The following is a 24747-nucleotide window of genomic DNA, read 5'->3' as shown; positions in this document are numbered from 1 at the left end:
CGTGAAGATGCTTGCGAAGGAGTTGCCCCGACCGAGAATAATCAGTCACTACTGTCACCAAAAGACAGACCTGCCGCCACACAGCTGGATCACTGATCCATGCGTCCTGCATTGTTGTGAAGAGAGCCGATCAATCAATCCTATCCGGGTTGGGGCTACCGTTCGCTCGGATCGCTTTCAGCATAATCACGCAGAACGTCGATGTCCGCGATATCGGCGTGGTTCCTGTTGATCTTTACGCCAACTGTTTTCAAACGCGAAAACGCGCGGCTCAGACTTTCGGGTTTCATACCCAGACGCCCGGCAATCAACATCTTGTCATAGGGCAATTCAACTTCGCAGGTGCCACTTTCGGCTTCACACAAATTCAGCAGGAACTCAGCCACACGCTGCGCGCCTGTCTGCGCCTTGAGTTGCTCAAGCTGAGCGACCAGTGAATGCAGGTGCGTAAAGGTAGCCGCCAGAATTGAGACACCTATTTCCGCGTCCTCTCGCATCAACGACAGCAACACGGGGCTTGGGATGTGCATAACTTCACAGGGGGACACGGCCTCGGCAGATACAGGGTATGGCACATCACGCAGGGCCACGGCCTCACCAAAGCTGTCGCCTCTGGTGAACACGCTCACCACCGCTTCGGCACCTGTCGGAGTAACCCGGAACAGTTTGACCCAACCGGCCAGAACAACATGGACTGCCTTTGCTTCTTCTTCCTGAAGGAAAATTGTCTCACCCCGGTCGTATTGTCGCCAAACGGCCTGACGCAGCAAAGTGTCGACATGCTGCTCAGGCAGGCTGCGCAAAAGCAGTGACTGGCGCGCAATTGCCTTTTGAGCCTCATGTGGCATGCAGGCGTCCCCCTGTTTGTCCGTTCCGGGCAGCGCCCGAATGATCAACCTTAACCAATGCTATGCCAAAGCCCGCTGCGGCGTACCACCCCTATTCTTGTGCCCAAACTTGACAATTGTCATGTCACGACCAAATCCACTGACTTAAGCTCTGCTCAAAGCCAGTTTTCCCGGGAGATGTCAGATGGACTTCGAGCGATTTTTCAGCCAGAGCCTCGATACTTTGAAGAACGAAGGCAATTACCGGGTTTTTATCGATTTGCAACGGCGTTGCGGGGCTTTTCCGAACGCCCGGCAGACCGACGGGCCAGTCCAGCGGGATGTGCGGATCTGGTGTTCAAACGACTATCTGGGCATGGGCCAGCATCCGTCGGTAATCACGGCTATGCACGATGCGCTGGACCGCTGCGGTGCTGGCGCGGGCGGAACGCGCAATATCTCGGGGACCACGCATGACCACGTGCTTCTGGAAGCTGAATTGGCTGAACTGCATGGCAAAGAAGCTGCGCTGCTGTTTACCTCGGGTTATGTTTCCAATTGGGCCGCGTTGGGCACGTTGGCTGCGAAAATTCCGGATCTGATTGTTTTCTCCGACGCGTTGAACCATGCCTCGATGATTGAAGGCATTCGCCACTCACGGGCGCAGAAGGTGATCTGGAACCACAATGACCTTGAGGATCTGGAGGCTAAATTGGCCGCCGCCGACCCCAACGCGCCCAAGATGATCGCATTCGAGTCTGTCTATTCTATGGATGGCGACATTGCCCCGATCAAAGAGATTTGCGATCTGGCCGACAAATACGGCGCAATGACCTATCTCGACGAAGTCCACGCCGTCGGTCTTTATGGCCCACGTGGAGGCGGCATTGCCGAACGCGAAGGCCTGATGGATCGCCTGACCGTTATTGAAGGCACATTGGGCAAGGCCTTTGGTGTGGTGGGCGGCTATATCGCGGCCTCTGCCGCGCTGTGCGATTTCGTCCGCAGCTTTGCCAGCGGGTTCATCTTCACCACCGCATTGCCACCGTCGATCGCGGCTGGGGCTGCGGCCTCGATCCAGCATCTGAAACAATCGAGCGCGGAACGAGACTTGCAAAAACAGCGGGTGGCGCAGGTTCGGGCGCGTCTGGATGCCGAAGGCATTCCTCATTTGCCCAACCCCAGCCACATCATCCCGGTGATGGTGGGCGATCCGGTGAAATGCAAGTTCATCTCGGACACGCTGCTGGAAGAATTCGGCATCTACATTCAACCCATCAACTATCCCACGGTTCCCAAAGGCACCGAACGCCTTCGGATTACGCCGTCTCCGGTTCATACGGACGAGGATATCGACCATCTGGTCGGTGCGCTTTCAGCCCTGTGGCAGCGCTGTCAGATCGCGCGCATGCCAATGGCCGCACAATAGTTCAAAGCACCCCTTTGCTTGAAAAACTGCCGCCCTTCGGGGCGGCTCATTTTTGTTCAGAGCAGATAGAGGACGAAGACGATCAACGCAAAGCCCGTCAGAACCCCGGAAAACCCACGCAGCAAGGCCGGGCTGGTCGCGAGATCCAGATACTGCGCCAGAATGATGCGGCACTTGAGCAGCGCAAGACCCAGAATACCAGCGCCGACGATTTTAGGTCCAAGCGGAAACAGCGTCAGCAGCGCCGATGTTAGGCTGAGCGCCAACAGGGTGAACCACGCGCGTGTGAGCGCGTTTGGGAGCCTCCGGCGGGAGTATTTGTGAAAAGATGAACACGCAGGCATTTTAATTACCCAAGCAGGTAGATCACGGGGAACAGCATGATCCAGACCAGATCGACCATGTGCCAGAACTGCGCGCCTGCTTCGATATTGCGTGGATCGTCGCGCCAGGCCACCACGAGAAGGATTCCGACCCCGGCCAGAACATGGGCGGCGTGGAAGCCCGTCAAAAGGTAATAGAACAGAAAGAAGGGGTGGGTTTCATAGGTGATGCCCTGTGCGGCCTTTCCTGCGTATTCCACACCTTTGATACCCAGGAATACGATCCCCAACGCAACTGCAGCCACTAGAGCAAACCGTGCCTTGAACCGTTCCGCGGCGCGACGCCAGTGCAGAGCTTGCGCGGCCAGGTAACCCGACGTGACCAGCACCGCAGTGTTGAAGGCAGCTCCGGTGCGATAGAGATGCGATTGCGCCTCGGCAAAGCCCACAGGATCGGTCAGTCGCACGCCCATAAAGGCAATGAGGCCAGCACCGAAGACCAGCAGTTCCGATATGATCAGAACCCACATCAGCAACTCGCCAGGTAATTCGTCGATCAAGGAAGCGTTGCTCATGCCCCGACCAGCTGGCGGTAGATTTGAGGCAGGGCCATGGTCAGGCGGTGCGGGTCGGGGATGACAGCGAAACCGCCCTGCCCGAACATGCGTGGGAACCAGCTTTTGCCAGTTTTGTCGATGGTGACGCCAAAAACCGATTGCCCGGCACGGCGCGCCTCACGTACCGCCATGCAGGTGTCTTCAATACCGTGGCGGCCTTCGTAATGGTCGAGGTCGTTGGGCTTGCCGTCTGTAATAACCAACAACAACCGACGCTTGCGGGATTGGCTGGCCAGATCGGCAGAGCAATGGCGGATCGCCGCGCCGAGCCGGGTGTAGTGACCCGGTCGCAGTGAGGCAATACGTTGCTCGACCTTAGCCCCCATTGGTTCATCGAACCGCTTGCAGCGCTGCACATAGACACGTTGACGTTTCAAAGAACTGAACGCGTGGATGGAAAAGTCGTCGCCACAGGCGTTTAGACCCCAGGCAAGCGCGGCCAAAGCCTCGCGTTCGATGTCGATCACGGCGCGACCTGTGACCGCGCTTTCGGTCGAGCGGCTGACATCCAACAGAATCGACACCGCCAGATCACGGGCTTCCGGGCGCGATTGCATCCAGATGCGTTCGTTTGCTTCGCCGCTCGCCATTCGCTCAGTTTCGGCCCGTACCGCAGCTTCGATGTCCAGCTGGTCTCCGTCCAGATGGCCTCGCGTCATCACCCTACCAGGGCGCAGAGCCTCGAACTGGCGTTTCACAGCACGGATACGGCGGGCAGTTGCGGGGTCCTTGCCAAACTCGGCCGCGTCTTCGCGGATATCGGCATCTGAAAGCAGAACATTGACGTGATCCGGCAGATATTGCCCGGTCCGCACGTCCCATTCAGGATAGAGGATCCGACCTGACAAGCGCTCGCGATTCACATCCTCTGGCGCAAGGTCCAGATGCAGTTTCAATTTGGTTGGCGGCGCTTTTGAGATCTGACCCAAGCCGATCTCTTCCTGATCGTCAGCGGCTTTCTTGGCATTGTCAGGATCGTCGTCATCGATGCGGCGGTTGATATTCAGGAACTCGGCCCAACTGAGGATCGCTTCGAATTTGTGTAGTATGAAACTGTCACTGCGCTCGGCCTGATCGGATTTTCGGCGGCGGGCCCGGTGAGTTTTCTCACCAGACTCTTCAGGTTCGCCCTCAGTCTCGGGGTTTTCCACCTCGTTATGTTCGGAAAACCCAACCGCCCGCAATTCGGGCCACAGGGGAACCGGGCGGAAATGTTGATAGCCCCGCGGCGCAGACAGGTCGTTATCTACTGCAGTCAAAAGCTGTTCGGCTCTTGAAGACAGAGGGGCAGGGTCGCCCAGCATATGACGGACAAGCTCTTCTACTGCTGCCTCATCGGGCGGCAGGTCGGGAACGTTACGGTGATGCAGAACGCCCTTGCACAGCTCGGTATAAAGCGGACGGAGCCCGGGGGCGTTATCTAATGTTGCATCGACCATGTTTTGAGCAGCGATCAAGGCGCGCAGGTCAGCGCGTAATGGGTCATCTTCGTCGATGCGGGTTCCGGCATGAGCCGCAGCGGCGGCCAGCCAGACATAAAGCGCGCCATTTGCTTCACGCGCAGGGAACACAGCCAGGCGATCCGGTAGCCGAAGCACTTCACCGTCAAACGATGCGCGGGGCATCAGTTCGACCTCAGTCGCCAATCGGCGCCGCCAGCTTAGGCGGTGGCGCGAAACCTCGGGTGAGACCGGGCGCAATTCAACGCCCGGACTACCCCCAAGTCCTCGAAAAAGGACAGCCAGCCGCCCCGCGACCTGAGACAGGTCAACCGCGGCTCCTTCATGCACCTGGGGTGCATCGAGGCGACTGGCTAGGGTGTGCCACAGTTTCCCGATCGTTTCTTCGGGTTCCCATGGCTCAAAGTCGATCTTGACCATCGGCCGGCCTCACCCAAAGACAGCCGTGACAAGATCGAGGAGCCCGCGTTTGATGTCCTCGTCATCTGTCAGAGGTTCAACCATAGCGGCGAGGATGGCGCGGTCGGTGGACATGCCTTGCGCAATCAGCGTCGCGGCATAAACGACCAGACGGGTGGAAACGCCTTCCTCAAGGTCCTGACCCTTGAGCCCGCGCAGCTTGTTCGCCAGTCGCACCAGCGGTTTGCACCGCTCCAGCGGCAACCCACTTTCCTGAGCGACGACCTGCGCCTCCATTTCAGGCGACGGGAAGTCGAACTCGAGCGAGATAAACCTCTGACGGGTCGAGGGTTTCAGGGTTTTCAGGATATTCTGGTATCCAGGGTTATATGAAGCCACCAGCATGAAGCCGGGCGCAGCCTCAAGCTCTTCACCTGTGCGGTCAATCGGCAGGATACGCCGGTCGTCGGTTAGCGGGTGTAGGACGACGGTGACGTCCTTACGGGCCTCGACCACCTCATCAAGATAGCAGATCGCGCCTTCGCGCACCGCCCGGGTCAGGGGGCCATCGACCCAGACGGTTTCGCCACCTTTCAGCAAATAGCGCCCGATCAGGTCGGCTGCGGCCAAATCATCGTGACAGGCCACGGTGTAAAGCGGGCGGCCGAGTTTGGCCGCCATATGAGCGACAAAGCGGGTCTTTCCGCAGCCTGTCGGACCTTTCAGCAGAACCGGCAGGTCGTTGTTATACGCGGCGCAGAACACATCGCATTCATCGCCTTGGGGCAGGTAGAAGGGGGCGTTTGCCGCCCCCTCATTCAGTTTCATGGAGCCGTCCATATCCATCACTCCGCAGGGGTTTCGGCTGCGCCGGGTTCAATGACCTCTTTCCGGGGCACCCAGATCGAGTAGATGAACAGCAGCGCACCAAGAACCACAACCACACCGGAACCAAGACGCATCCAGTAGAAGACCGCGATCTGGTCCTGCACGTCCATGAAGTAGTCACCAACCACGCGCTGCATGTGCGTTTGCACGGTTCCGCCAAAAGTCAGGACGAAGGTCATAAAGACCATACCGCTGGTCATCAGCCAGAACGAGCCCATGTTCAGCACCTGGTTATACGGATCGCGGTTTTTCAGGATCGGCATAGCATAGGTGAAGATCGCCAAGTTGAGGCAGACATAAGCACCGTAGAAGGCCAGATGGCCGTGTGCGGCAGTGATCTGCGTGCCGTGGGTATAGTAGTTCACCCCATGCAGCGTATGCAGGAAACCCCAGACACCGGCGCCGAAGAAGGCAAGCGTGGCACATCCCAACGACCACAGCAGCGCGGCTTTGTTGGGGTGGTCACGGCGGCCCTTCCAGACCATGACAAAGGCAAAGGCCATCATTGCAAAGAACGGGATCACCTCGAGGCTCGAGAAGATCGACCCGATCCACTGCCAATAGGCTGGCGTACCGATCCAGTAGTAGTGGTGCCCGGTCCCCAGAATGCCCGAGAACAGCGCGGCGGCGACGATGACATACAGCCATTTCTCGACCACCTCACGGTCCACACCGGTCAGCTTCAGCATCAGGTAGGCCAGGATCGAAGCCATAATTAGCTCCCAGACGCCTTCCACCCACAGGTGGACAACATACCACCAGTACTGCTTGTCGAGGGACAGGTTGCCGGGGTTGTAGAAGGCAAACAGGAACAGCAAGGCCAGACCCCACAGGCCCAACAGAAGAATGTTGGAGATGGCGGTCTTTTTGCCCTTCAGGACGGTCATGGACACATTGTAAAGGAACATAAGCGCGGCCACGACGATGCCCGCCTTCACCCATTTGGGTTGTTCAAGGAACTCGCGCCCCTCTTTGCCCAGCAACCAGTTACCTTCGAACAGGTTGAAGACATAGGTGACGACGACACCCAAGGTGCCGACCACAAGAATGATCAGCTGAAGGTAGGCCAGCGTTGGCGAATGGATTTCGCGTTCAGTCTCTTCCGGGATCAGGAAGTACGCTGCGCCGAAGAAACCGAGCAGCAGCCAGACGATCAGAGAGTTGGTGTGCAGCATCCGCACGATGTTGAATGGCAGAAGCTCACTCAGGAAGTTTGGGAATACATAGATGAAACCGGCCAGTAGGCCGCCGATCACCTGTATTGCGAACAAGGCCATGGCTACAGCGAAGTAGGCATAGGCGATTTTTTGGGATTCGTATTTCATTGCTCCGTTCCCTTTCTCAGCCTGCCTCGTTGGGCGGCCAGTCCTGAGCGTCGATATTGTCCGTCCAGATCAGGAAGTTGGTCAGATCACGGATTTCTTCGTCGCTGAGGTTGAAATTGGGCATTTGTCGGCGGCCGGGAATGCCGGTCGGTTGTGCTTCCATCCAGCCCTTGAGGGATTCAAAGGCCGATTCCGGGTCATCCAGAACGCCCCAGCGGGTCATCACATTGCCCACTTCGGGAGCATAGTAAGCCCCTTCCCCAAGGATCGTGTGGCAGTTGATACAGGCGTGTTTTTCCCAGACATGCTTGCCGCGGATCACGCTTTCATCAAGTTTGGCGGCGTTTTCCGAGTTAACGATATACAGGTGCGAATGGGCCGACAGGGCCAGAAAGATGAGGATGAAGAACAGTGACCCGCCATAGAATATATTGCGAGCCATGCTCTTTGTCATGACTTCTCGCATCGCGCTCTCCTTTGCGCAGATTAGCTAGTATTTGCACAATGGCGGGAGGCGCGCAGCGGTGCCTTAACGAAAGTCAAGACCACGAAACTGATCACGCGCAGGTGGCTGAAATTGCTAACAGGAAACCAAAATACGCCCTGAAATTGACTTAAATTCATACAATGGTAACAGGTACGGCGCGAAATGGCGGAAGTGTTAATCAACGCTTCTGATCAGCAGTAATATGTGACGGGTTTATCAATGGCGAACTATTCATATATCGGCTACGATCCGGGGGTCATTTTGGTCAATTTTACCGGTTTCAGCACTGGCACTATTACGCTTTCCGGGACCTATGATGCTGCTACGGACCGTCGGGTCATTGACGTAACTGACACGGCCGGTGGCACACTGGTCAATGGCGACCCAGACAACGGAACCGACTTTAACGGCGATCGATTCAACAACGAATTCGGCGACGACCTGACCCAATTCGGGGTCGTGACCAGCCTTGATGGGTCAGTTACGATAGATTCGGGCGCTATCTATCTTGAGGAATCTTATAGCCTCGCCAAACCCGGCGGCGGCACCATCGATGTATTTCGGGTCGAAGTTGAAGGTAATCTGGTTGGATACATCACCTCAGAACCGCTGGTCCCCGGAACGAACTATTCCTTTGTCAGATCGAACGTCACCCCGACAAACGCACCGGATACGTCTGACCCTACGGCGATTGTCGATGTTCCCTGCTTCGCAGCAGGAACACAGATCACGACACAGGACGGACCTGTCTCAATCGAAAATCTAAGGGTCGGCGATCTGGTCGTAACTGCGGATAACGGATCGCAAAAAGTTCGCTGGATTGGTGCGCGTAAATTGAATGTTGCGGATCTGGTCGCGCGTCCCAAGCTGAAGCCCATTCGGATTGCGGCAGGAAGCCTTGGCAGTGGCTTGCCCAAACGAGATCTCGTGGTGTCACCACAACACCGCATGATGCTGCGTTCACCAATTGCAGTGCGTATGTTTGACAGCGCAGAGCTTCTGCTTCCGGCGCACAAACTTGTTGGCATTCCCGGCATCACGGTTGAGACAGATGCGCGAGACGTTGTCTACTACCACATTCTTTTCGACCGGCACGAGATCGTCTTTGCCGAAGGTGCACCTTCCGAAAGCCTGTTTACCGGCACGCAAGCTTTGGCCAGCATCCATCTAGATGGTCGCGCCGAGATCCTTGAACTGTTTCCGGAGCTTGCGCAACCGGGTTACGTCCCTCAACCAGCCCGTCAAATTCCAGAACAAGGCAGACGCGCACGCGCGCTCGTTTTCCGCCATATCAAGAATGAACGCCCACTGATCTCTGACAATTAGGTCGGGCCGGATCGGGTTTTTCAGCTTGGCCTGGATACCCGAGGTCCTGTCAATGCAGGCCACATGGCAAAGACATACAGCCCAACAGCTGCAATCCAAAGGCCATCAGCCGCCAGCATGGCGGCCATGTAGCCCCCTGTAAGCTCTGACCCCAGCCAGCGCACCAGAGCCGCCGCTGCCATAAGACCGTATGCGACCACCATCGGAGAAGGCGCAACCAGAGGACGCCCGCTGTGACCCAGGGCGGCGCGACTCATAACGGCCAAAGTCATACCGCCAACACACCCAATTCCCAGAATGTGAAGCGCGCCGATCTCGTTGCCAAACCTGACCGTTGCCAGGCCCCAGAGAATCAGCCCCAATGCCAGCATACCTAGCCCCAGATGTAACGCGATAAGGATAGGCCTACGCAGAGCCCAGCCAACCCTCCAGCGCGCCATACGCACCAGTTGAACACAGCCCAGCAGAAGGGAAACACCACCCGCCACCGGGCTTATGTTAAATGTCAGCACGAGCAGAGGCAAAAGCAAGGCCAAGATCATCACCGCTTTGTCCACTTGCGGCACGGAAACGGGCCAGGACGCCTCGGGCTGACCTTCCCGCTTCATTGCGTTGCGAGTAAAAGCAGGCGTAATCCGACCCCCTAAAATCGCAATCATCGAACATATGCCAAGCAAGCCCGCCCGAACGCCTGTGATCAAGGTGTCCGAAGTGACCCCGATCCAATCCAGGTGGATCAAAAGATTGGCGGTCCAGATCAAACCGAGAAGATACAAAAAGACAATGTTCTGCGGCTTGGGACGTCGGATCAACTGGCTTGCAACCTTCAGCGCCAGAATAGGCACGAAACTCAGATCCACCAAAGCGACGGTCACGGGGGACAACGAACCGGAAAACCAAACTGCAATCCGGCCAGCAATCCAGAGTAACGCCACCACAGTGATAAAGCGTGCCCGCGCCTCCGGCGCTCCGGTCCAATTTGGGACAGCTGTCAAGAAAAACCCGCCCAATGCTGCCGTTGCATATCCAAAGATCATCTCGTGCGCGTGCCACATAACAGGTGGCATGGCATAGCTTTGGTTTACAAACGGCAACAACCCATCCAGTGAAGCCAACCACACGCCCCAGGCAACGCCCGCGAATACACCGTAAAGGCCTGCTAATAGGAAAAAGACACGAAAACCCTCACTGAAAACGCGTGTAATTACGGAAGACATCCCTTCTCTCCATAGCCTCGCTTGTCGTTGATCAAGCTCTATCGCAGCAGCAGGTGCACGGACTTAACAGAAATCAAGACGCCCATAAAACATGTGTGAAAATGTCGAGTTTTATTGGCGTTTCGACACTTGAATTTTACCTCGAAGTCTCAGTTTGCGCTCTTGCCGTTGACTTTGGTCAAGGATGACATCTCCGTGATGGCTCAGTCTCTCTCCTGCCTCACCACGCAAATGGAGAGTGATCATGTCACTTGGAATCAGCTACAACAAAACTGGCCGCGCATTGGGGGTCGGATTGGCAATGTTGTTGGGCAGCGTCGCTGCTCCAACCTTCGCCGAAGAGCCAACTCTCAGCAAGGAAGCCTTTGAATCATCCAAACAACTGTACTTTGAACGCTGCGCCGGGTGTCACGGTGTGCTGCGCAAAGGGGCGACAGGTAAAAGCCTTGAGCCATTGGTGGAAACCAAAAACGCCGACGGTACTGTGACCGAATCCGGCACTCTGAAACTGGGTCAGGAACGGCTTGAAAAGATCATCGCCTGGGGCACCGAAGGCGGGATGAACAACTTCTCGGACGTTATGTCCGAAGAAGAAATTCGCGATATGGCGACCTACATCCAGATGGAGCCGCCCCAACCGCCGGAAATGTCGCTTGAACAGATGATGGCGACCCGCAAAGTCTATGTCGAACCCGAAGACTACCCGACAGAGCCGCTGCACGGCCGCAACTGGGAAAACTTCTTCGTGGTCATCGAACGTGACGTGGGCAAGGTGGCCGTGATCGACGGTGACACCAAGGAAGTTCTGGCGCACATCCCGACGGGTTACGCGGTGCACGTTCTGAAAGCCTCCGAACACCATAAACTGGAAGAGCCGGAAAACCCGGGCCGCTTCTGGTACACGATGGGTCGCGACGGCAAAATGACCAAGATCGACCTTTGGCAGAACCCCGAAAACATGCTGGTGGCCGAAGTGACCATTGGCTATGACGCTCGCGACGTGGCAGTTTCGGGCGACGGTAAATACGTGATCGGTGGGGCCTACTGGCCTCCGCACTTCGCCATTGTCGACGCCGAAACCATGGAGCCAAAGAAGGTTGTCTCGACCCGCGGCTACAACGTCGATGGGGACTATGTGGAAGAGGCCCGCGTGGCTGCGATCTACACCACTCCAAACGAACCCACCTGGATCGTTGCCGTGAAAGAACTGGGTCAGTTGTGGCAGGTCGATTACACTGATCTGGAAAACCTGCGGATCGACAAGATCGACAGCGCCAAGTTCCTGCATGACGGGTTCTTTGACCCAACTGGCCGTTACTTCCAGATCGCTGCAAACGCTTCCAACAAGATGGTTGTGGTCGATACCGAAACCCACAAGCTGGAAGCTCTGATCGACACCGCGCCGCTGCCGCACCCCGGCCCGGGCGCCAACTGGGATGATCCGAATTGCGGCCCTGTTGCCGGTACAACCCACCTGGGTGAAGGCACCGTGACCGTTTGGAGCAACGACCCCGAAGGTCGCCCGGATGATGCCTGGAAGGTCTGCTACGAAGTCGAAACCGACGGACCCGGTCTGTTCATTCGGACACACCCGGAATCAGACTACATCTGGGCTGACCAGACCAAGCACCCCGAGCCTGAGATCCAGCAATCGGTGCAGGTCATCGACAAGGCAACCGGTGAGATCGTGAAAACGATCCAGATCACTGAAGAGGAAGGCAACGTCGCCGTCCACTTTGAGTTCAACCAGGATGGGTCTGAGGTCTGGGTTTCCAAGTGGAACCGCTCGACCTCGAAAGAACCAAACGGTGAGATCGTGATCTTTGACGCCAAGACGCTGGAAGAAATCGGCCGCGTGAAGGGTCTGTTTGCGCCCACCGGCAAGTTCAACGTCTACAACCGGTCAAACCACGTCACCTGACGGATTTACACATGAAACAGAAAGGGCGGGCCCCTCGCCCGCCCTTTCTTCGTTTTCCCCATCAGCTAAACGCGTCGGCCTAACACGCCGCGCCAGTCAAGACAGCCAAGACGGAGCCCGGATATGACCTCCGAACCTGATAAAAAACCACCGATCTGGCGCCGGTATTTCCTATGGGGGATGCCCGTGGCCGGCATTGCCGCAGCCTTTGCTGCCGGTATCATCTTCTGGGGTGGGTTCAACACCGCCATGGAAGCCACGAACACCAAGGAATTCTGCGTCTCGTGCCACGAGATGCGCGATTTCGTCTACGAGGAATACACCGGTACGATCCACGATGTGAACCGATCCGGCGTAGGGGCTGTCTGTTCAGACTGCCACGTGCCCAAGGACTGGACCCACAAGATCATCCGCAAGATAAAGGCCTCGAAAGAGCTCTATGGCAAAATGGTCGGCACCATCAACACCCGAGAAAAGTTCGAAGCCAAGCGCGTGCATTTGGCGATGAATGAATGGGAGCGGATGAAAGCCACCGACTCTCGCGAGTGCCGAAACTGTCACGATTTTGAATCGATGATGCCAGAATTTCAAAAACCCCGCGCCCGGCAGCAGCACCTAAACGCGATGTCCGCTGGTCAAACCTGCATCGACTGCCACAAGGGCATCGCGCATTCCGACGCACGTGACCGGGCCGACGAAGAGTATCTCGAAAAACTTGAAGCTCCGAATCCTGATTTCATTCGCGAAATCCCCGCCGAATACCTGGCCAGCCTTGAGCGGGTCGAAGCCAAGGAGGCAGCCGAAGCCGAAGCTGAAAAAGCCGCACGTGTGGCGCAGCAAGAGGCCGTTCAGGCCCAGATCGCCGCGGCTGTCGATGCCGCCGTGGCCGAAGAACGCGCCAAAGCAGCAGGTGAAGAGGCCACAGCCCCCGCAGGTGGAGGCAGTGATGTCGGAACAGGCATCGATTGGGCGGCTGTTCCAGGTGCGGACATGAAACTGTTCTATCCTGGTCAGGCTTCGTTTGAATGGGTTCAGAACGGCAGGTCCCACGGTGGCGCGCGGCCGTTGACCAAGGGTGGCGATCAGTGCACCACATGTCACGCCAAGGAACTGGATGCGATCGGCAACAAGATCGTTGCGGGAGGCGAACTGGAGCCTACCCCGATCCCCGGCAAGCGCGGTGTGATCGACGCAACCGTCCAGGCAGCGCATGACGACGAGAACCTTAATATCCGCTTGCAGTGGCCGGAAGCTGGTCACAACCCTGCCCCGTTTGTCGATGGTGGCAAGATGGACCCCGACAACCAGATCAAAGTCGCCATGATGATCACCGGTACAGGAATCGAGCTGGGCGATCAGGTGGGCTGTTGGGCGTCGTGCCACGCGGATAACTCTTACATGCCGTTTGATCCCGGTGCCGATGCAATTGCCGCCAATGCGGATGCGGCAGGCCGACTTAACACTCAGGACACCGTGACCAAGTACATCAGCGAAAGCCGCACGGATGTCGAAATCAAAGGGCGCCGTGGCAAGGCACTGGGCGGTTGGGACAAGCTGCAGGCTGCGGATCAGATCGAGCAGTACTTGGCCGACGGCACCTATCTTGACCTGATGCGCGTCTATGCAGACGGCAGTGCCACCAATGGCTACTTGCTGGAGCAACGCGTGGTCAATGACGGTGAAATCACGGCCTCAGCCAGCTTGGAGGCTGGTATATGGACCGTGGTTTTCACCCGCCCTCTGAATTCGGGCGCGCCAGGAGATGTGCCGCTGGAGGCAGGCCAGACCTACACTGTTGGGTTTGCCATCCACGATGACTTTGCAGCCGCAAGGTTCCACCACGTGACGCTGGATACCAGCTTGGCACTGGACGACGACAGCGCGTTCATCAACGTGGTCAAACAGTAAAGGAAAAGGGCCGGGCGATCCGGCCCCTTCCACCAAGAAGAGGAGACTTGGACGATGAAACCCCCACGCCTTCTTCCCGCGTTGCTGCTCCTGGCCGCTCCAGCTTGGGCGGGTGAGACCGCCGAGCTGTGTGCCGAGGCAGAAGAGCGTTATATCGAGCTGTTTGGTCAGCCTTCATCTGCCGTTGAGGACGCCGAAGTGGTTCTAATGTATAAGTACAATTTCTGCCCGTTCGAGCTGACCGTAAAGGCAGGTACAACTGTCCGCTGGGTGAATGTCGACACACGAACCAGCCACTCAGTTCTTTTGAAAGATGGCAGCGAACCCGAAAGCGACCGTTTGTTCCCTGAGGAATCGGTTGATCTGACGTTTCTCACACCTGGCCCGCAGGAATATCTGTGCGGCCCGCATTGGGAGACTCAGAACATGATCGGAATGATTACCGTCGAACCCTAAAGCAATAAAATACAGGCAAAAAAGACAGGAGCGTGGGCGCAAATCCCGCGCTCCTTAACTTTTGTCAAGGAGGTTGGTTTGCGATTGCGCCACCTTGCTCTCATGACACGCCCGGCAGGCCCAACGACGTCCCTATTGCGCAAGGCAGATCCGGGTTTCGATGACACTCAGACCAAGCGAGTTTGCACATGAGCGGTAAGGTTTTTCTGATTGGCGCAGGCCCTGGCGATCCCGAGTTGATGACCCTACGTGCACTACGGATGCTGCAAGAAGCAGATGTGGTGGTCTATGATCGGCTGGTGTCTGCCGACATCCTGAACCTTCACGCGGAAGGCGCACGGCTGATCCCGGTTGGCAAAGCCCCCAAGTGCCATACGGTTCCACAAGACCGTATCAACGAAATTCTGCTCGAAGAAGCCAGTGCAGGACATAAGGTTGCTCGTCTTAAGGGCGGCGACCCTATGATCTTTGGCCGCGGCTCAGAGGAGGCTGCGTATCTGATGGCCCACGGTGTCGCTGTCGAATATGCGCCGGGCATTACGGCGGCACAGGGTGCGTCCGCTTCAACCGGTGTTCCGCTGACCCATCGCGGGCTGGCGACCTCGGTGCAGTATGTCACTGGGCACCGTCAAGCTGACAAGGTGCTGGACCTCGACTGGAAACGTCTGGCCGATCCGGACTCGACGCTGGTGGTTTACATGGGTGTTGCCAATATCGGCCAGATCGCCATGGGCCTGATGACTGAAAACCTTCCCGGGTCCACACCGGTTCTGGCTGTGGGCAAAGCGACCACACCGGATGAAAGCCGCATGGTATCTCGGCTGGACCAATTGGCTACCGACGTGCGCGAGGCCGGGTTGAAAGCACCCACGCTCTTCATAATTGGCAAGGTTGTGTCGCTTTACGCAGAACGGCCTGTGGCCGAGCTTTTGGAGCAAGCCAATGGCTAAGCTGGGGCGCAGAGCAAGTGCGATAAGCTGTGGCGTACAGCGCCCTGTCGCGCGTCGGCACTCGGTGCCTTCGGTGTTGCTGACAACGGCTGTTCTCATTGCGACATCCGCCTTCGCCGCTGACACCCTCGACCCCAACGCCCTGAAACGCCTTGTCCACCAGGACTGCGGCTCTTGCCACGGTTTGTCGCTTAAAGGCGGTCTCGGCCCCGATCTGCGCAGCGAGACGTTGGAACATTATGATGCGGACGTCCTGACCGGCGTCATCCTTGACGGCATCCCCGACACTGCGATGCCCCCATGGCGGCCCCTGATCAGCGAGGAAGAGGCCGAATGGATTGCCCGCTACCTGCTGGAACAGGAGGCACAATGAAACACCTCATACTCGGCCTTGCAGCCTCATTGATGTTGACCACCGCACACGCCGAACCCACAGCGACCGGCGATCTTGGTCTTGTGATCGAACGCGCCAAGGGATCGGTCCTATTGATCGATCAATCCGACCGTGCAGCTCTGGCCCGTATCGAAGGCTTGGGCGATTTGTCCCATGCCTCGCTGGTCTATTCGCCTGATGAACGCTTTGCTTATGTCTTTGGCCGTGACGGCGGGCTGACCAAGGTTGACATCGTCACCCGCCAGATCGTGAACCGCGTTGTTCAAGCGGGCAACGCCATTGGCGGTGCCATCTCGGACGATGGCACACTTGTTGCCGTGTCGAACTACGAACCCGGTGGTGTGCGTGTGTTTGATGCTGACACGTTGGAAATGGTTGCGGACATCCCCACCGACAGCAAAACCATCGGTCTTGTGGACGCGCCAGGACGTCGGTTTGTCTTCACCATGTGGGACACGGGCGAGACATGGATTGCCGATTTCGCCAAAGGCGAGCCTGCGATCACCAAGATACCTGACATGGGCAAGAACCCCTATGACGCGCTGATCACCGCCAATGGCCGCACCTATATCACCGGCCTGTTTGGCGAAGACGGTCTGACCGCGCTTGATCTATGGGCCGACACTCCGGAGCCCATCCGTGTGCTGCCTGATTATGGGCGCGGGCAAGAGGAAATGCCGGTCTACAAGATGCCCCATCTGGAAGGCTGGGCGCTGACGGGGCGCGAATTCGTGCTGCCCGCGGTGGGCCATCACGAGGTGCTCTGGGTTGATGCCGACACTTTGTCCGAAACCGGGCGCACCAAGACACACGGCCAGCCGGTCTTTGCGATGGCGCGCCCGGACGGGCGACAGGTTTGGGTTAATTTCGCCCACCCGTTGAACGACACCATTCAAGTGATCGATAGCGTCAGCAAAGAGATCATTCACGAATTCAAACCCGGCCCCGCCGTGCTGCATATGGAATTCACGCCGCGCGGGCATGAAGTCTGGATCAGCGTGCGCGATGCCAACAAGGTGATAGTCTATGACACGCAAAACTTTGAAAAACTGCGCGAAGTCGATGCCGATAGCCCTTCGGGCATCTTCTTCACGGCCCGCGCGCACAAGACGGGGCTTTGACGGATGCAGCATATCACCGACCCAATCGATTGCCGCCTGTTGGACGACTTTCAGCGCGATTTCCCGATCACAGAGCGCCCTTTTCAAGTGCTGGGAGACGCGCTGGGATTGGACGAAACCGAAGTACTTGATCGCCTGACCCGGATGCGTGCCACCGGTCGCATCACGCGAGTTGGTGCAACAATCACGCCCGGCGCGGTGACGGCCAGCACTCTGGCAGCTGTGTCCGCCCCGGAAAATCGGTTGGAAGAAGTTGCCGCCCTGATCGATGCCGAACCTGGGGTGAACCACAATTACCAGCGAGAGGATGCCTGGAACCTTTGGTTTGTCGCAACAGGCCCGGACCGGGAACATGTCAACGAGACACTGGCCCGGATCAGCCGGACCTCGGGGTTGCAAGTGCTGGATCTGCGTCTTGTCCGGCCGTTCAACGTGGATCTTGGGTTTCGCATGACTGCTGGCGCCAGGAACGTTCCTAGTGCGCGCAAAGTCGACGCATCGGCCATGCGCGACGGAGATCGTTGCTTGCTGCAGACACTAAGCTCGGGCCTTTCACTGGTCGCGGAGCCCTATAAGGCTCTGGCCCGTTCATTGAACCGGAACGTGGATGATGTGATGGCGCGGATCGTTGCCTTGCACACCGCCGGTATCATTTCTCGGCTCGGCGTTATCGTGCGCCACCGGGCACTGGGGTGGTCCGCCAACGCGATGGTCGTTTGGGATTTGCCAGCGGAACAAATTGACACGGCCGGTCCGGCGCTGGCCGCCTATCCCGGTGTCACGCTGTGCTATGAGCGCAATCCGGTTGAAGATGTCTGGCCCTATCGCCTCTATTCGATGATCCACGCCCGGAACCGGAACGAGGCTCTGGGTGTGCTGGCTGGCGCGATAAAGTTGCCCGAGTTGGCCGGCGCGCGGAACAAGGTTCTGTTTTCGACCCGCTGTTTCAAGCAGACCGGAGCCTTGATTCAAGCGCGGGAGGTTGCCGCATGACTCTGGACGACAAAGACCGCGCGATCCTGAACCGGATGCAGGACGATCTACCGCTCACCTCAAACCCATATGCGGCTGTAGCCGAGGGCCTAGGCCTGTCCGAAACCGAGCTGTTAGAGCGTCTGACACGGCTGAAGGAAGACCGTGTCATCACACGCTTTGGCCCGTTTTTCGACGCTGCTGCTATGGGCGGGGCCTTCTGCCTTTGCGCCATGGCTGTTCCGACTGAAAATTTCGAAACCGTCCTGACCAAAGTCAATGCGCACCCGGAGGTCGCCCATAACTATGAACGTACGCACCGGCTGAACATGTGGTTCGTGCTGGCCACCGAAACACCTGAGGGGATCGAGGCCGCCGCCGATGCCATCGAACGGGAAACGGGGATCGATGTTCTCCGTTTCCCCAAACTCCAGGAATTTTTCATTGGCTTCCGGGTGGCAGCATGATCGATGCAACCGACAGACAGATTATCGAGGCGTTGCAAGGGGGCTTACCCTTGTCGCCGACCCCGTATGCGCAGGTTGCCAAGGATCTTGGGCTACAGGAAACCGATCTGCTTGAACGGCTGACAGCCCTGAAAGCACGCGGTGTGATCCGTCGCATTGCTGCGGCACCCAATCACTACAAACTGGGCATGACCTCGAACGGCATGACGGTTTGGGATGTGGACGATGCCTGCATCACCAAGCTGGGTGCACAGATCGGTGCGCTGCCCTTTGTGACCCATTGTTATGAACGGCCCCGCGCCCTGCCCGACTGGCCTTACAACCTGTTTGCCATGGTGCATGGCACCAACTGCGATGAGGTTGAACAAAAGCGCGCCGAGATCGCCGCAATTCTGGGCGACGCCTGCCGGGCCAAGGATATCCTTTATTCCACGCGCATCTTGAAAAAGACCGGGCTGCGCCTTAAAAAGAAAGGCTGAGACATGTTCCGCCTGACAGAGTACATGCACCAACTGGTCAACCCGACCCCGGTGCGCAAACGCCGCCCGGGCCCAGTGAAGCCGGTGGTGATCTGGAACCTGACGCGACGCTGCAACCTGAAGTGCCGCCATTGCTATACCGTCTCAGCAGATGTGGCGTTCCCCGGTGAGCTCAGCCATGAGCAAGTCATGGTGACCCTTGAGGATCTTGGCCAGTTTCGCGTCCCGGCCTTGATCCTCTCGGGTGGGGAGCCGCTTGACCGGTTCGATTTCTTCGACATCGCCAAACGTGCCCGCAATCTGGTGCCTATGCTGGCTTTGTCGACCAACGGCACGCGGATTTACGAGGAAACCGCCGATATGATTGCCGATGTGGGGTTCAACTATGTGGGCATCTCTCTGGACGGAATTGGAGCAACGAATGACTGGTTTCGTGGCGTCGAAGGCGCTTTTGCTGACGCCTTGCGCGGTGTGCGTGAATGCAAGAAACGTGGCATCAAGGTCGGCCTTCGGTTCTGCCTGACCGAAGGCACGCAGCATCACTTGCCTGACTTGCTGAAGCTCTGTGATGAAGAAGGGGTCGACAAGTTCTACTTGTCTCACCTCGTCTATGCCGGGCGGGGCGACAAGAACCGAGGCGAAGACGCCGCACATCAACTTACTCGCAAGGGATTGGACCTGCTGTTGGAGCGCGCGTGGGAAGCCGCGTCAGGCGGGCGACCGTTGGATATCGTGACCGGCAACAATGACGCCGATGCAGGGTATTTCCTGAACTGGATCCGTGCTCACTTTGATGCCGAAAAGGCCGCGCATGTGCGTACGCATCTGGCCGCATGGGGTGGAAACTCCAGCGGGTTGGGAGTCGCCAATATCGACAATCTGGGTCGGGTTCATCCGGACACCTATTGGTCCGATTACACAGTCGGCAACGTGAAAACCAAACCGTTTTCCGAGCTTTGGGCCAGCGATGACCCGATGCTGGCCATGCTTCGCACCCGCCCTCGCCCACTGAAAGGTCGCTGCGGTGCGTGTGAGCTGAAGGACGTCTGCGGTGGCAACACGCGTATTCGCGCCTTGCAACTGACAGGCGATCCCTGGGCCGAAGATCCGGCCTGTTACCTGTCTAACGAAGAAATCGGCGTGGATGACGCAGGAGAGCGCCTGCAGGTCACGCCGTTCCGGGGGAAAAGCCATGATCCGGCGCATCAGTTTTTTTGACAAGCTTTGTCTGCTCTCTCGTACCGTTCAATTTGTGGCCTGTGTAGGAGCCTCCGGCGACCGTATTTGTAACAAGAAGAAGCAAGGCATCGGTCTGTTCCTTGCCAGCACAGCATTTATGGCGGCGGGTGCGATGGCGCAGGCGGATGCGCAGACGGACTATGCTGAGCACTGCGCCTCTTGCCATGGCGAAAATCGTCTAGGAGGGGTAGGGCCAGCTTTGATCCCCGAGACGTTAAAGCGAATGCGAGGACCGCGGGTCGCAGCGGTGATCGCCGAAGGTCGCGCGGCGACACAGATGCCCGCGTTTTCACATGAGCTGGACGCGTTGCAGATCGAAGAACTGGCGGGGTGGCTGAAATCACCGCTGGAGAGCGACCCGGAATGGGGCGAAGCCGACATCATGGCCAGCCGTATTCTGGACGAAGACTACACCCCAGTCGATGCACCGGTCTGGGACAGTGATCCGATGAACATCACGCTGGCGGTTGAGACCGGCGATCATCACGTCAGCGTTCTGGATGGTGACACGTTTGAAGTGCTGGACCGGTTCGAGACACCCTTTGCCGTTCATGGTGGGCCGAAATTCAGCCCCGATGGCCGATACGTTTTCATCATGTCCCGCGATGGCTGGGTCCAGAAATACGACATCTGGGCGCTGAAGCAGGTTGGACGCGTGCGTGCGGGCCTCAACAGCCGCAACATCGCCATGTCAGGCGACGGAAAATGGGTGGCCGTTGCAAATTACCTGCCCAACAGCCTGACCCTGCTGTCGACCGAGGACCTTTCGGTTGCCACCGTCATTGAAGTCAAAAGCAAGAAGGGGGTGCCCAGCCGGGTGTCTGCAGTCTATCAGGCTCCACCGCGGGAGAGCTTTGTTTTGGCCCTGAAGGATGTGCCCGAAATTTGGGAGGTGTTCTATGGGGCCAATCCGCCGCAATTCGGTATCGGGCATGATTTCCGCATTGAGGGGCAGTTCAAGAATCCCAACCCTTTCCCTGTGCGCAAGATTACCACGCCAGACTATCTGGACGATTTCTTTTTCGACCAGAGCTATGAGTTTGTCATGGGGGCATCCCGTGATGGCAAAGGCGGCCAGGTGATTGATCTGGTGATCGGGCACAAGGTCGCCGATCTGGATCTACCGGGGATGCCGCATCTTGGTTCTGGGATTACATGGAAACATGGTGATACGACCGTGATGGCAACGCCGCACCTGACCGACGGCACAGTTTCCGTGATCGACATGGAAAGCTGGGAAACCGTCAAACGGATCAAGACAGAGGGACCGGGGTTCTTCATGCGCAGTCATGAAAATTCACCTTATGTCTGGGCCGATGTTTTCTTTGGCCCAAACAAGGATGCGATGCATGTGATCGACAAGCAGAGCCTTGAAATCGTGAAAACTCTGCACCCCGCGCCAGGCAAAACCGTGGCTCATGTGGAGTTCACCAAAGATGGTAGCCACGCGCTGGTTTCGATCTGGGAGGATGATGGCGCAGTGATCGTCTATGACGCGCAAACGCTGGAAGAAGTCCTTCGCCTGCCGATGCGCAAACCGTCTGGAAAGTACAATGTCTGGAACAAAATCACCTTCTCGGAAGGCACCAGCCACTGACGGCAAATGGCCGGTTTGGAAACTGGCCATTCTGCTCTATCCCGCCACGGCTCTGACCGTGGCTATCAACCTGTTTTTGCTTGGTTTAATCTCGCACAGCATCGGGTTCGGAGCGATTGAACCAGTTCCCGCACTTCTGTGGTCCGTCCCTTTGGGCATTCCAGCGACATGGCTGGCAGGGCGCTGGGTACGCGGATTGATGGACGAGGCAGACGGCTGAGCAAAGAATCTGTCTGCCTAACCAAAGTCAAGTATCGGCAAGCAGGAATCCCATACGGTTCAGGAAAGACTTCCGAGTTGGATTCTCCATGTCCGCCTATCACTTTCTCCACATCCTCCCTGACCGCGTCTTGCGTGCGGTCTGTGGAGTGGCGGGCGCCCTTCTTCTGTTGTTGCAAATGCTTGGTCCTGTGCTGGCGAGTTCCGGACAAAGCATGTGGGTAGAGATCTGCTCGGAGGCAGGCGCGGTTTGGGTTGAGGTGGACCTTGAAGAGGAAAACACCGATCCAACCGCGCCCTGCCCGAAATGCGCCGACTGTGCGCTATGCGCGGTAACAACAGCCGGACCTGTGCCAGACACTCCGCTGCTGGTCGCGGACCGCGCCCAGCAAATTGTACTCCCTGGGATTGGTGATCCGTGTAATTACCATAACTCGAAACGACTGTGGCCCGAAACCCGAGGGCCCCCGTTTACGACCCAAGAAGAATCTGAACGCGCCCTGCGCGCGTCCATGGCGTCCACCCAAATATTCGGAGGTGCGCCGTGGTCGTAAGTCGCGCAATCCATGTCCTGCTGGCTTTCTCCCTGTCCTGCCTGATGGCGATCAGCGCCCATGCCGACAGTCTGGCCAGTTTCCTGCCCGAGATTGAACCCGCCGATCTGGCCCCCGGTGCCGATTCCTTTGGCCCGGTACGTGACGACGTTCCGGTAGCGCCTGTCCTGAAGGATGGCGAAACTGTCGCCTGGGCATTCTTGACGTCTGACTTTGTGGGCACGACGGGGTATTCCGGCAAACCCATCCATGTGGTCGCCGGTATCGATGAGGATGCGGTGCTGACTGGCGTGCAACTGGTCAAGCATTCGGAGCCCATCGTTCTGATCGGGATCCCCAATTCCCGCATGGTCGAGCTGACCGAAGGCTATGCCGGTCTGGACCTTAGGGTCGAGGCCGAAACCGGTGGCGAGGGGCATGACCTCGACATCATCTCGGGCGCGACGGTCACGATCATGGTCATCGACGACAGCCTTGTGCGCGGCGGCATCAAGGTGGCGCGGGCGCTGGGGCTGGGTGGGTTGTCTCCGCTGCAGGCCGATGGACCGAAGCTCGAGGTCGATCTGGCGCAGGATGCGGTTTACGACTGGACCACCCTGTCGGGCGACGGCTCGGTCCGGCGGCTGACGCTGGATATCGGGCAGGTCAACGCGGCGTTCGAGGCCACTGGCGATCAACGGGCCATCAAACGCCCGGAACCAGGCGAACCGGATGACACCTTCATCGACATGCATATGGCGCTTGTCTCGGTTCCGTCGATCGGCAAGTCGCTGCTGGGCGAGGCCGAATATCATAACCTGTTGAACTGGCTGGATGAGGGCGAGCAAGCCATTCTGGTGCTGGGACGCGGGGCTTACAGTTTCAAGGGATCGGGCTATGTGCGGGGTGGCATCTTTGACCGGATTCAGCTGATCCAAGGCGACAGCTCGGTGCGCTTTTTTGACAAACAACAGCGCCGTTTGGGCAAGGTTGCCGCGCCGGATGCACCCAGCTTTACCGAACTCGACATCTTCAGAATCCCCGCCGATGCCGAGTTTGATCCGGCTGAACCGTTCCGTTTGCAACTGCTGGTGCAACGCGCGATTGGTGCTGTCGAAAAGACATTCTTAACCTTCGATCTGGGTTACAAGCTGCCGGAACAGTACCTGCTGCCGGTCGCCGCGCCCGTGGTGGTCGATGACGCCACCGGTGAAGCCGCCGCCAAAGCGGCACTATGGCAGCGCATCTGGAAGGACCGTACTGTCGAGATCGTGGTTCTGGGTGTGATGCTGTTGGTGCTAACAGCGACGTTCTTCTTCCAGTTCCATGCCACCATGGACGCGCGTGTCTTCTACTGGTTCCGCATCGGATACCTGACCATGACTCTGTTCTTCATCGGCTGGTACGCCAATGCGCAGCTGAGCGTGGTGAACCTGATGGCGCTGGCAGGCAGCCTGCGCACCGGTTTCAGCTGGGATGCCTTCCTGCTGGATCCACTGGTGTTCATCCAATGGTTCGCCGTGGCCGCAGCGCTGCTGTTTTGGGGGCGCGGGGCCTATTGCGGCTGGCTGTGCCCGTTCGGCGCGCTGCAGGAACTGACCAACAAGATCGCGCGGGCGTTCAAGGTGCCGCAATGGACTTTGCCCTGGGGTCTGAACGAACGGCTCTGGCCTGCGAAATACATGATCTTCCTTGGCCTCTTTGGCCTAAGCTTTGTGTCGATCCCGCTGGCAGAAACCTATGCCGAGATCGAACCGTTCAAGACCGCGATCATTCTGAAATTCATGCGCGACTGGCCATTTGTGGTCTTTGCGCTGGCTCTGCTGGGGATCGGACTGTTCATCGAACGGTTCTACTGCCGCTACCTCTGCCCGCTGGGCGGGGCGCTCGCGATCCCAGCCCGTATCCGCATGTTCGACTGGCTGCGCCGTTACAAGGATTGCGGCAGCCCCTGTCAGACCTGCGCCAACGAATGCCCCGTTCAGGCGATCCACCCCACAGGCGAGATCAATCCGAACGAGTGCGTCACCTGCCTGCATTGTCAGGTGCTCTACCAGTCCGAGGACAAATGTCCCGTCGTTATCCGCCAGTTGAAACGGCGGGCCAAGACAGGGTCGGTCACACCTAAGACCCCCCTCGGGCAACCACCGGCGAACCATCCGAACGCCAAACCGCAATCCGTTTCCTAAAAAG

General features: G+C 57.9%; 24 protein-coding genes. 16 read left to right on the top strand and 8 right to left on the bottom strand.

What is annotated here, in order from left to right; translation table 11 throughout:
- Nucleotides 1-155: 155 nt before the first annotated feature.
- Nucleotides 156-848 (bottom strand): Crp/Fnr family transcriptional regulator, encoded by a 693-nt coding sequence (locus GOV91_RS08005; protein ID WP_171235101.1) that lies wholly within the window; start codon nt 846-848, stop codon nt 156-158.
- Nucleotides 849-1032: 184 nt separating this feature from the next.
- Here GOV91_RS08005 and hemA point away from each other — a divergent pair, with 184 nt between their 5' ends.
- A complete protein-coding gene (hemA, locus tag GOV91_RS08000; RefSeq protein ID WP_171235100.1) occupies nt 1033-2256 on the top strand; it encodes a 5-aminolevulinate synthase in 1224 nt (407 codons plus the stop codon).
- Between the two features lie 56 nt (nt 2257-2312).
- Here the strand turns inward: hemA and GOV91_RS07995 are convergent, their stop codons facing one another.
- The 6 genes from GOV91_RS07995 to GOV91_RS07970 all read right to left on the bottom strand — a co-directional run bounded on the left by GOV91_RS07995 (nt 2313) and on the right by GOV91_RS07970 (nt 7734).
- Complete coding sequence (locus tag GOV91_RS07995; RefSeq protein WP_245223281.1) at nt 2313-2522, bottom strand: nitric oxide reductase F protein; 210 nt, start codon at nt 2520-2522, stop codon at nt 2313-2315.
- 83 nt (nt 2523-2605) lie between these two features.
- Nucleotides 2606-3154 (bottom strand): cytochrome c oxidase subunit 3, encoded by a 549-nt coding sequence (locus tag GOV91_RS07990; protein ID WP_171177146.1) that lies wholly within the window; start codon nt 3152-3154, stop codon nt 2606-2608.
- The gene (locus GOV91_RS07985) at nt 3151-5076 is read right to left on the bottom strand and encodes a nitric oxide reductase activation protein NorD (protein WP_171235099.1); all 1926 of its coding nucleotides are present in this window, start codon (nt 5074-5076) and stop codon (nt 3151-3153) included. Before GOV91_RS07985 ends, GOV91_RS07990 begins: the two co-directional genes overlap by 4 nt.
- A gap of 9 nt (nt 5077-5085) precedes the next feature.
- Complete coding sequence (locus tag GOV91_RS07980; protein ID WP_171094613.1) at nt 5086-5901, bottom strand: CbbQ/NirQ/NorQ/GpvN family protein; 816 nt, start codon at nt 5899-5901, stop codon at nt 5086-5088.
- On the bottom strand, nt 5901-7268 hold the full coding sequence (locus GOV91_RS07975; protein ID WP_171177150.1) for a cbb3-type cytochrome c oxidase subunit I: 1368 nt from the start codon (nt 7266-7268) through the stop codon (nt 5901-5903). Before GOV91_RS07975 ends, GOV91_RS07980 begins: the two co-directional genes overlap by 1 nt.
- 16 nt (nt 7269-7284) lie before the next feature.
- Nucleotides 7285-7734: a cytochrome c gene (locus GOV91_RS07970; RefSeq protein WP_171094608.1), complete on the bottom strand. Its 450-nt coding sequence runs from the start codon at nt 7732-7734 to the stop codon at nt 7285-7287.
- A gap of 240 nt (nt 7735-7974) precedes the next feature.
- Here GOV91_RS07970 and GOV91_RS07965 point away from each other — a divergent pair, with 240 nt between their 5' ends.
- On the top strand, nt 7975-9081 hold the full coding sequence (locus GOV91_RS07965) for a Hint domain-containing protein (RefSeq protein ID WP_171235098.1): 1107 nt from the start codon (nt 7975-7977) through the stop codon (nt 9079-9081).
- Nucleotides 9082-9101: 20 nt separating this feature from the next.
- Here GOV91_RS07965 and GOV91_RS07960 read toward each other — a convergent pair whose 3' ends face one another.
- On the bottom strand, nt 9102-10298 hold the full coding sequence (locus GOV91_RS07960; protein ID WP_171235097.1) for an NnrS family protein: 1197 nt from the start codon (nt 10296-10298) through the stop codon (nt 9102-9104).
- Between the two features lie 244 nt (nt 10299-10542).
- Here GOV91_RS07960 and GOV91_RS07955 point away from each other — a divergent pair, with 244 nt between their 5' ends.
- From GOV91_RS07955 to GOV91_RS07890, 14 genes are all read left to right on the top strand, one after another.
- The gene (locus GOV91_RS07955; RefSeq protein WP_171094602.1) at nt 10543-12219 is read left to right on the top strand and encodes a cytochrome D1 domain-containing protein; all 1677 of its coding nucleotides are present in this window, start codon (nt 10543-10545) and stop codon (nt 12217-12219) included.
- Between the two features lie 123 nt (nt 12220-12342).
- Nucleotides 12343-14127: a NapC/NirT family cytochrome c gene (locus GOV91_RS07950; protein ID WP_171235096.1), complete on the top strand. Its 1785-nt coding sequence runs from the start codon at nt 12343-12345 to the stop codon at nt 14125-14127.
- A 54-nt stretch (nt 14128-14181) separates the two neighbouring features.
- A complete protein-coding gene (locus GOV91_RS07945; RefSeq protein WP_171235095.1) occupies nt 14182-14583 on the top strand; it encodes a plastocyanin/azurin family copper-binding protein in 402 nt (133 codons plus the stop codon).
- Between the two features lie 188 nt (nt 14584-14771).
- Nucleotides 14772-15533 carry a uroporphyrinogen-III C-methyltransferase gene (gene cobA, locus GOV91_RS07940; RefSeq protein ID WP_171235094.1) on the top strand — a complete coding sequence of 254 codons (762 nt, stop codon included), beginning with the start codon at nt 14772-14774 and terminating at the stop codon, nt 15531-15533.
- Nucleotides 15526-15906, top strand: a complete 381-nt coding sequence (locus GOV91_RS07935) for a cytochrome c (protein WP_254440616.1) — start codon at nt 15526-15528, stop codon at nt 15904-15906. The genes cobA and GOV91_RS07935 overlap by 8 nt, the downstream gene beginning before the upstream one ends.
- Entirely contained in the window at nt 15903-17048 is a 1146-nt protein-coding gene (locus tag GOV91_RS07930) for a cytochrome D1 domain-containing protein (RefSeq protein ID WP_171235093.1), read from the top strand. The genes GOV91_RS07935 and GOV91_RS07930 overlap by 4 nt, the downstream gene beginning before the upstream one ends.
- A 3-nt stretch (nt 17049-17051) precedes the next feature.
- On the top strand, nt 17052-18041 hold the full coding sequence (locus GOV91_RS07925; RefSeq protein ID WP_171235092.1) for an AsnC family transcriptional regulator: 990 nt from the start codon (nt 17052-17054) through the stop codon (nt 18039-18041).
- A complete protein-coding gene (locus tag GOV91_RS07920) occupies nt 18038-18487 on the top strand; it encodes an Lrp/AsnC family transcriptional regulator (protein WP_171235091.1) in 450 nt (149 codons plus the stop codon). The genes GOV91_RS07925 and GOV91_RS07920 overlap by 4 nt, the downstream gene beginning before the upstream one ends.
- Nucleotides 18484-18966, top strand: coding sequence for an AsnC family transcriptional regulator (locus GOV91_RS07915; protein WP_171235090.1), 483 nt, complete (start codon nt 18484-18486; stop codon nt 18964-18966). Before GOV91_RS07920 ends, GOV91_RS07915 begins: the two co-directional genes overlap by 4 nt.
- Nucleotides 18967-18969: 3 nt before the next feature.
- Nucleotides 18970-20184: a heme d1 biosynthesis radical SAM protein NirJ gene (gene nirJ, locus GOV91_RS07910; RefSeq protein WP_171235089.1), complete on the top strand. Its 1215-nt coding sequence runs from the start codon at nt 18970-18972 to the stop codon at nt 20182-20184.
- Nucleotides 20159-21802, top strand: a complete 1644-nt coding sequence (locus tag GOV91_RS07905) for a cytochrome D1 domain-containing protein (RefSeq protein ID WP_371732285.1) — start codon at nt 20159-20161, stop codon at nt 21800-21802. The genes nirJ and GOV91_RS07905 overlap by 26 nt, the downstream gene beginning before the upstream one ends.
- Nucleotides 21759-22022, top strand: coding sequence for a hypothetical protein (locus GOV91_RS07900; protein WP_171235088.1), 264 nt, complete (start codon nt 21759-21761; stop codon nt 22020-22022). Before GOV91_RS07905 ends, GOV91_RS07900 begins: the two co-directional genes overlap by 44 nt.
- 88 nt (nt 22023-22110) lie before the next feature.
- Nucleotides 22111-22575, top strand: coding sequence for a DUF2946 family protein (locus GOV91_RS07895; RefSeq protein ID WP_171235087.1), 465 nt, complete (start codon nt 22111-22113; stop codon nt 22573-22575).
- A 44-nt stretch (nt 22576-22619) separates the two neighbouring features.
- On the top strand, nt 22620-24743 hold the full coding sequence (locus tag GOV91_RS07890; RefSeq protein WP_174836625.1) for a NosR/NirI family protein: 2124 nt from the start codon (nt 22620-22622) through the stop codon (nt 24741-24743).
- Nucleotides 24744-24747 lie beyond the last annotated feature (4 nt).

It is taken from the genome of Ruegeria sp. HKCCA6837, assembly GCF_013034475.1.
Taxonomy (GTDB): Bacteria; Pseudomonadota; Alphaproteobacteria; order Rhodobacterales; family Rhodobacteraceae; genus Ruegeria.
This window is presented reverse-complemented; position numbering and strand designations above follow the sequence as displayed.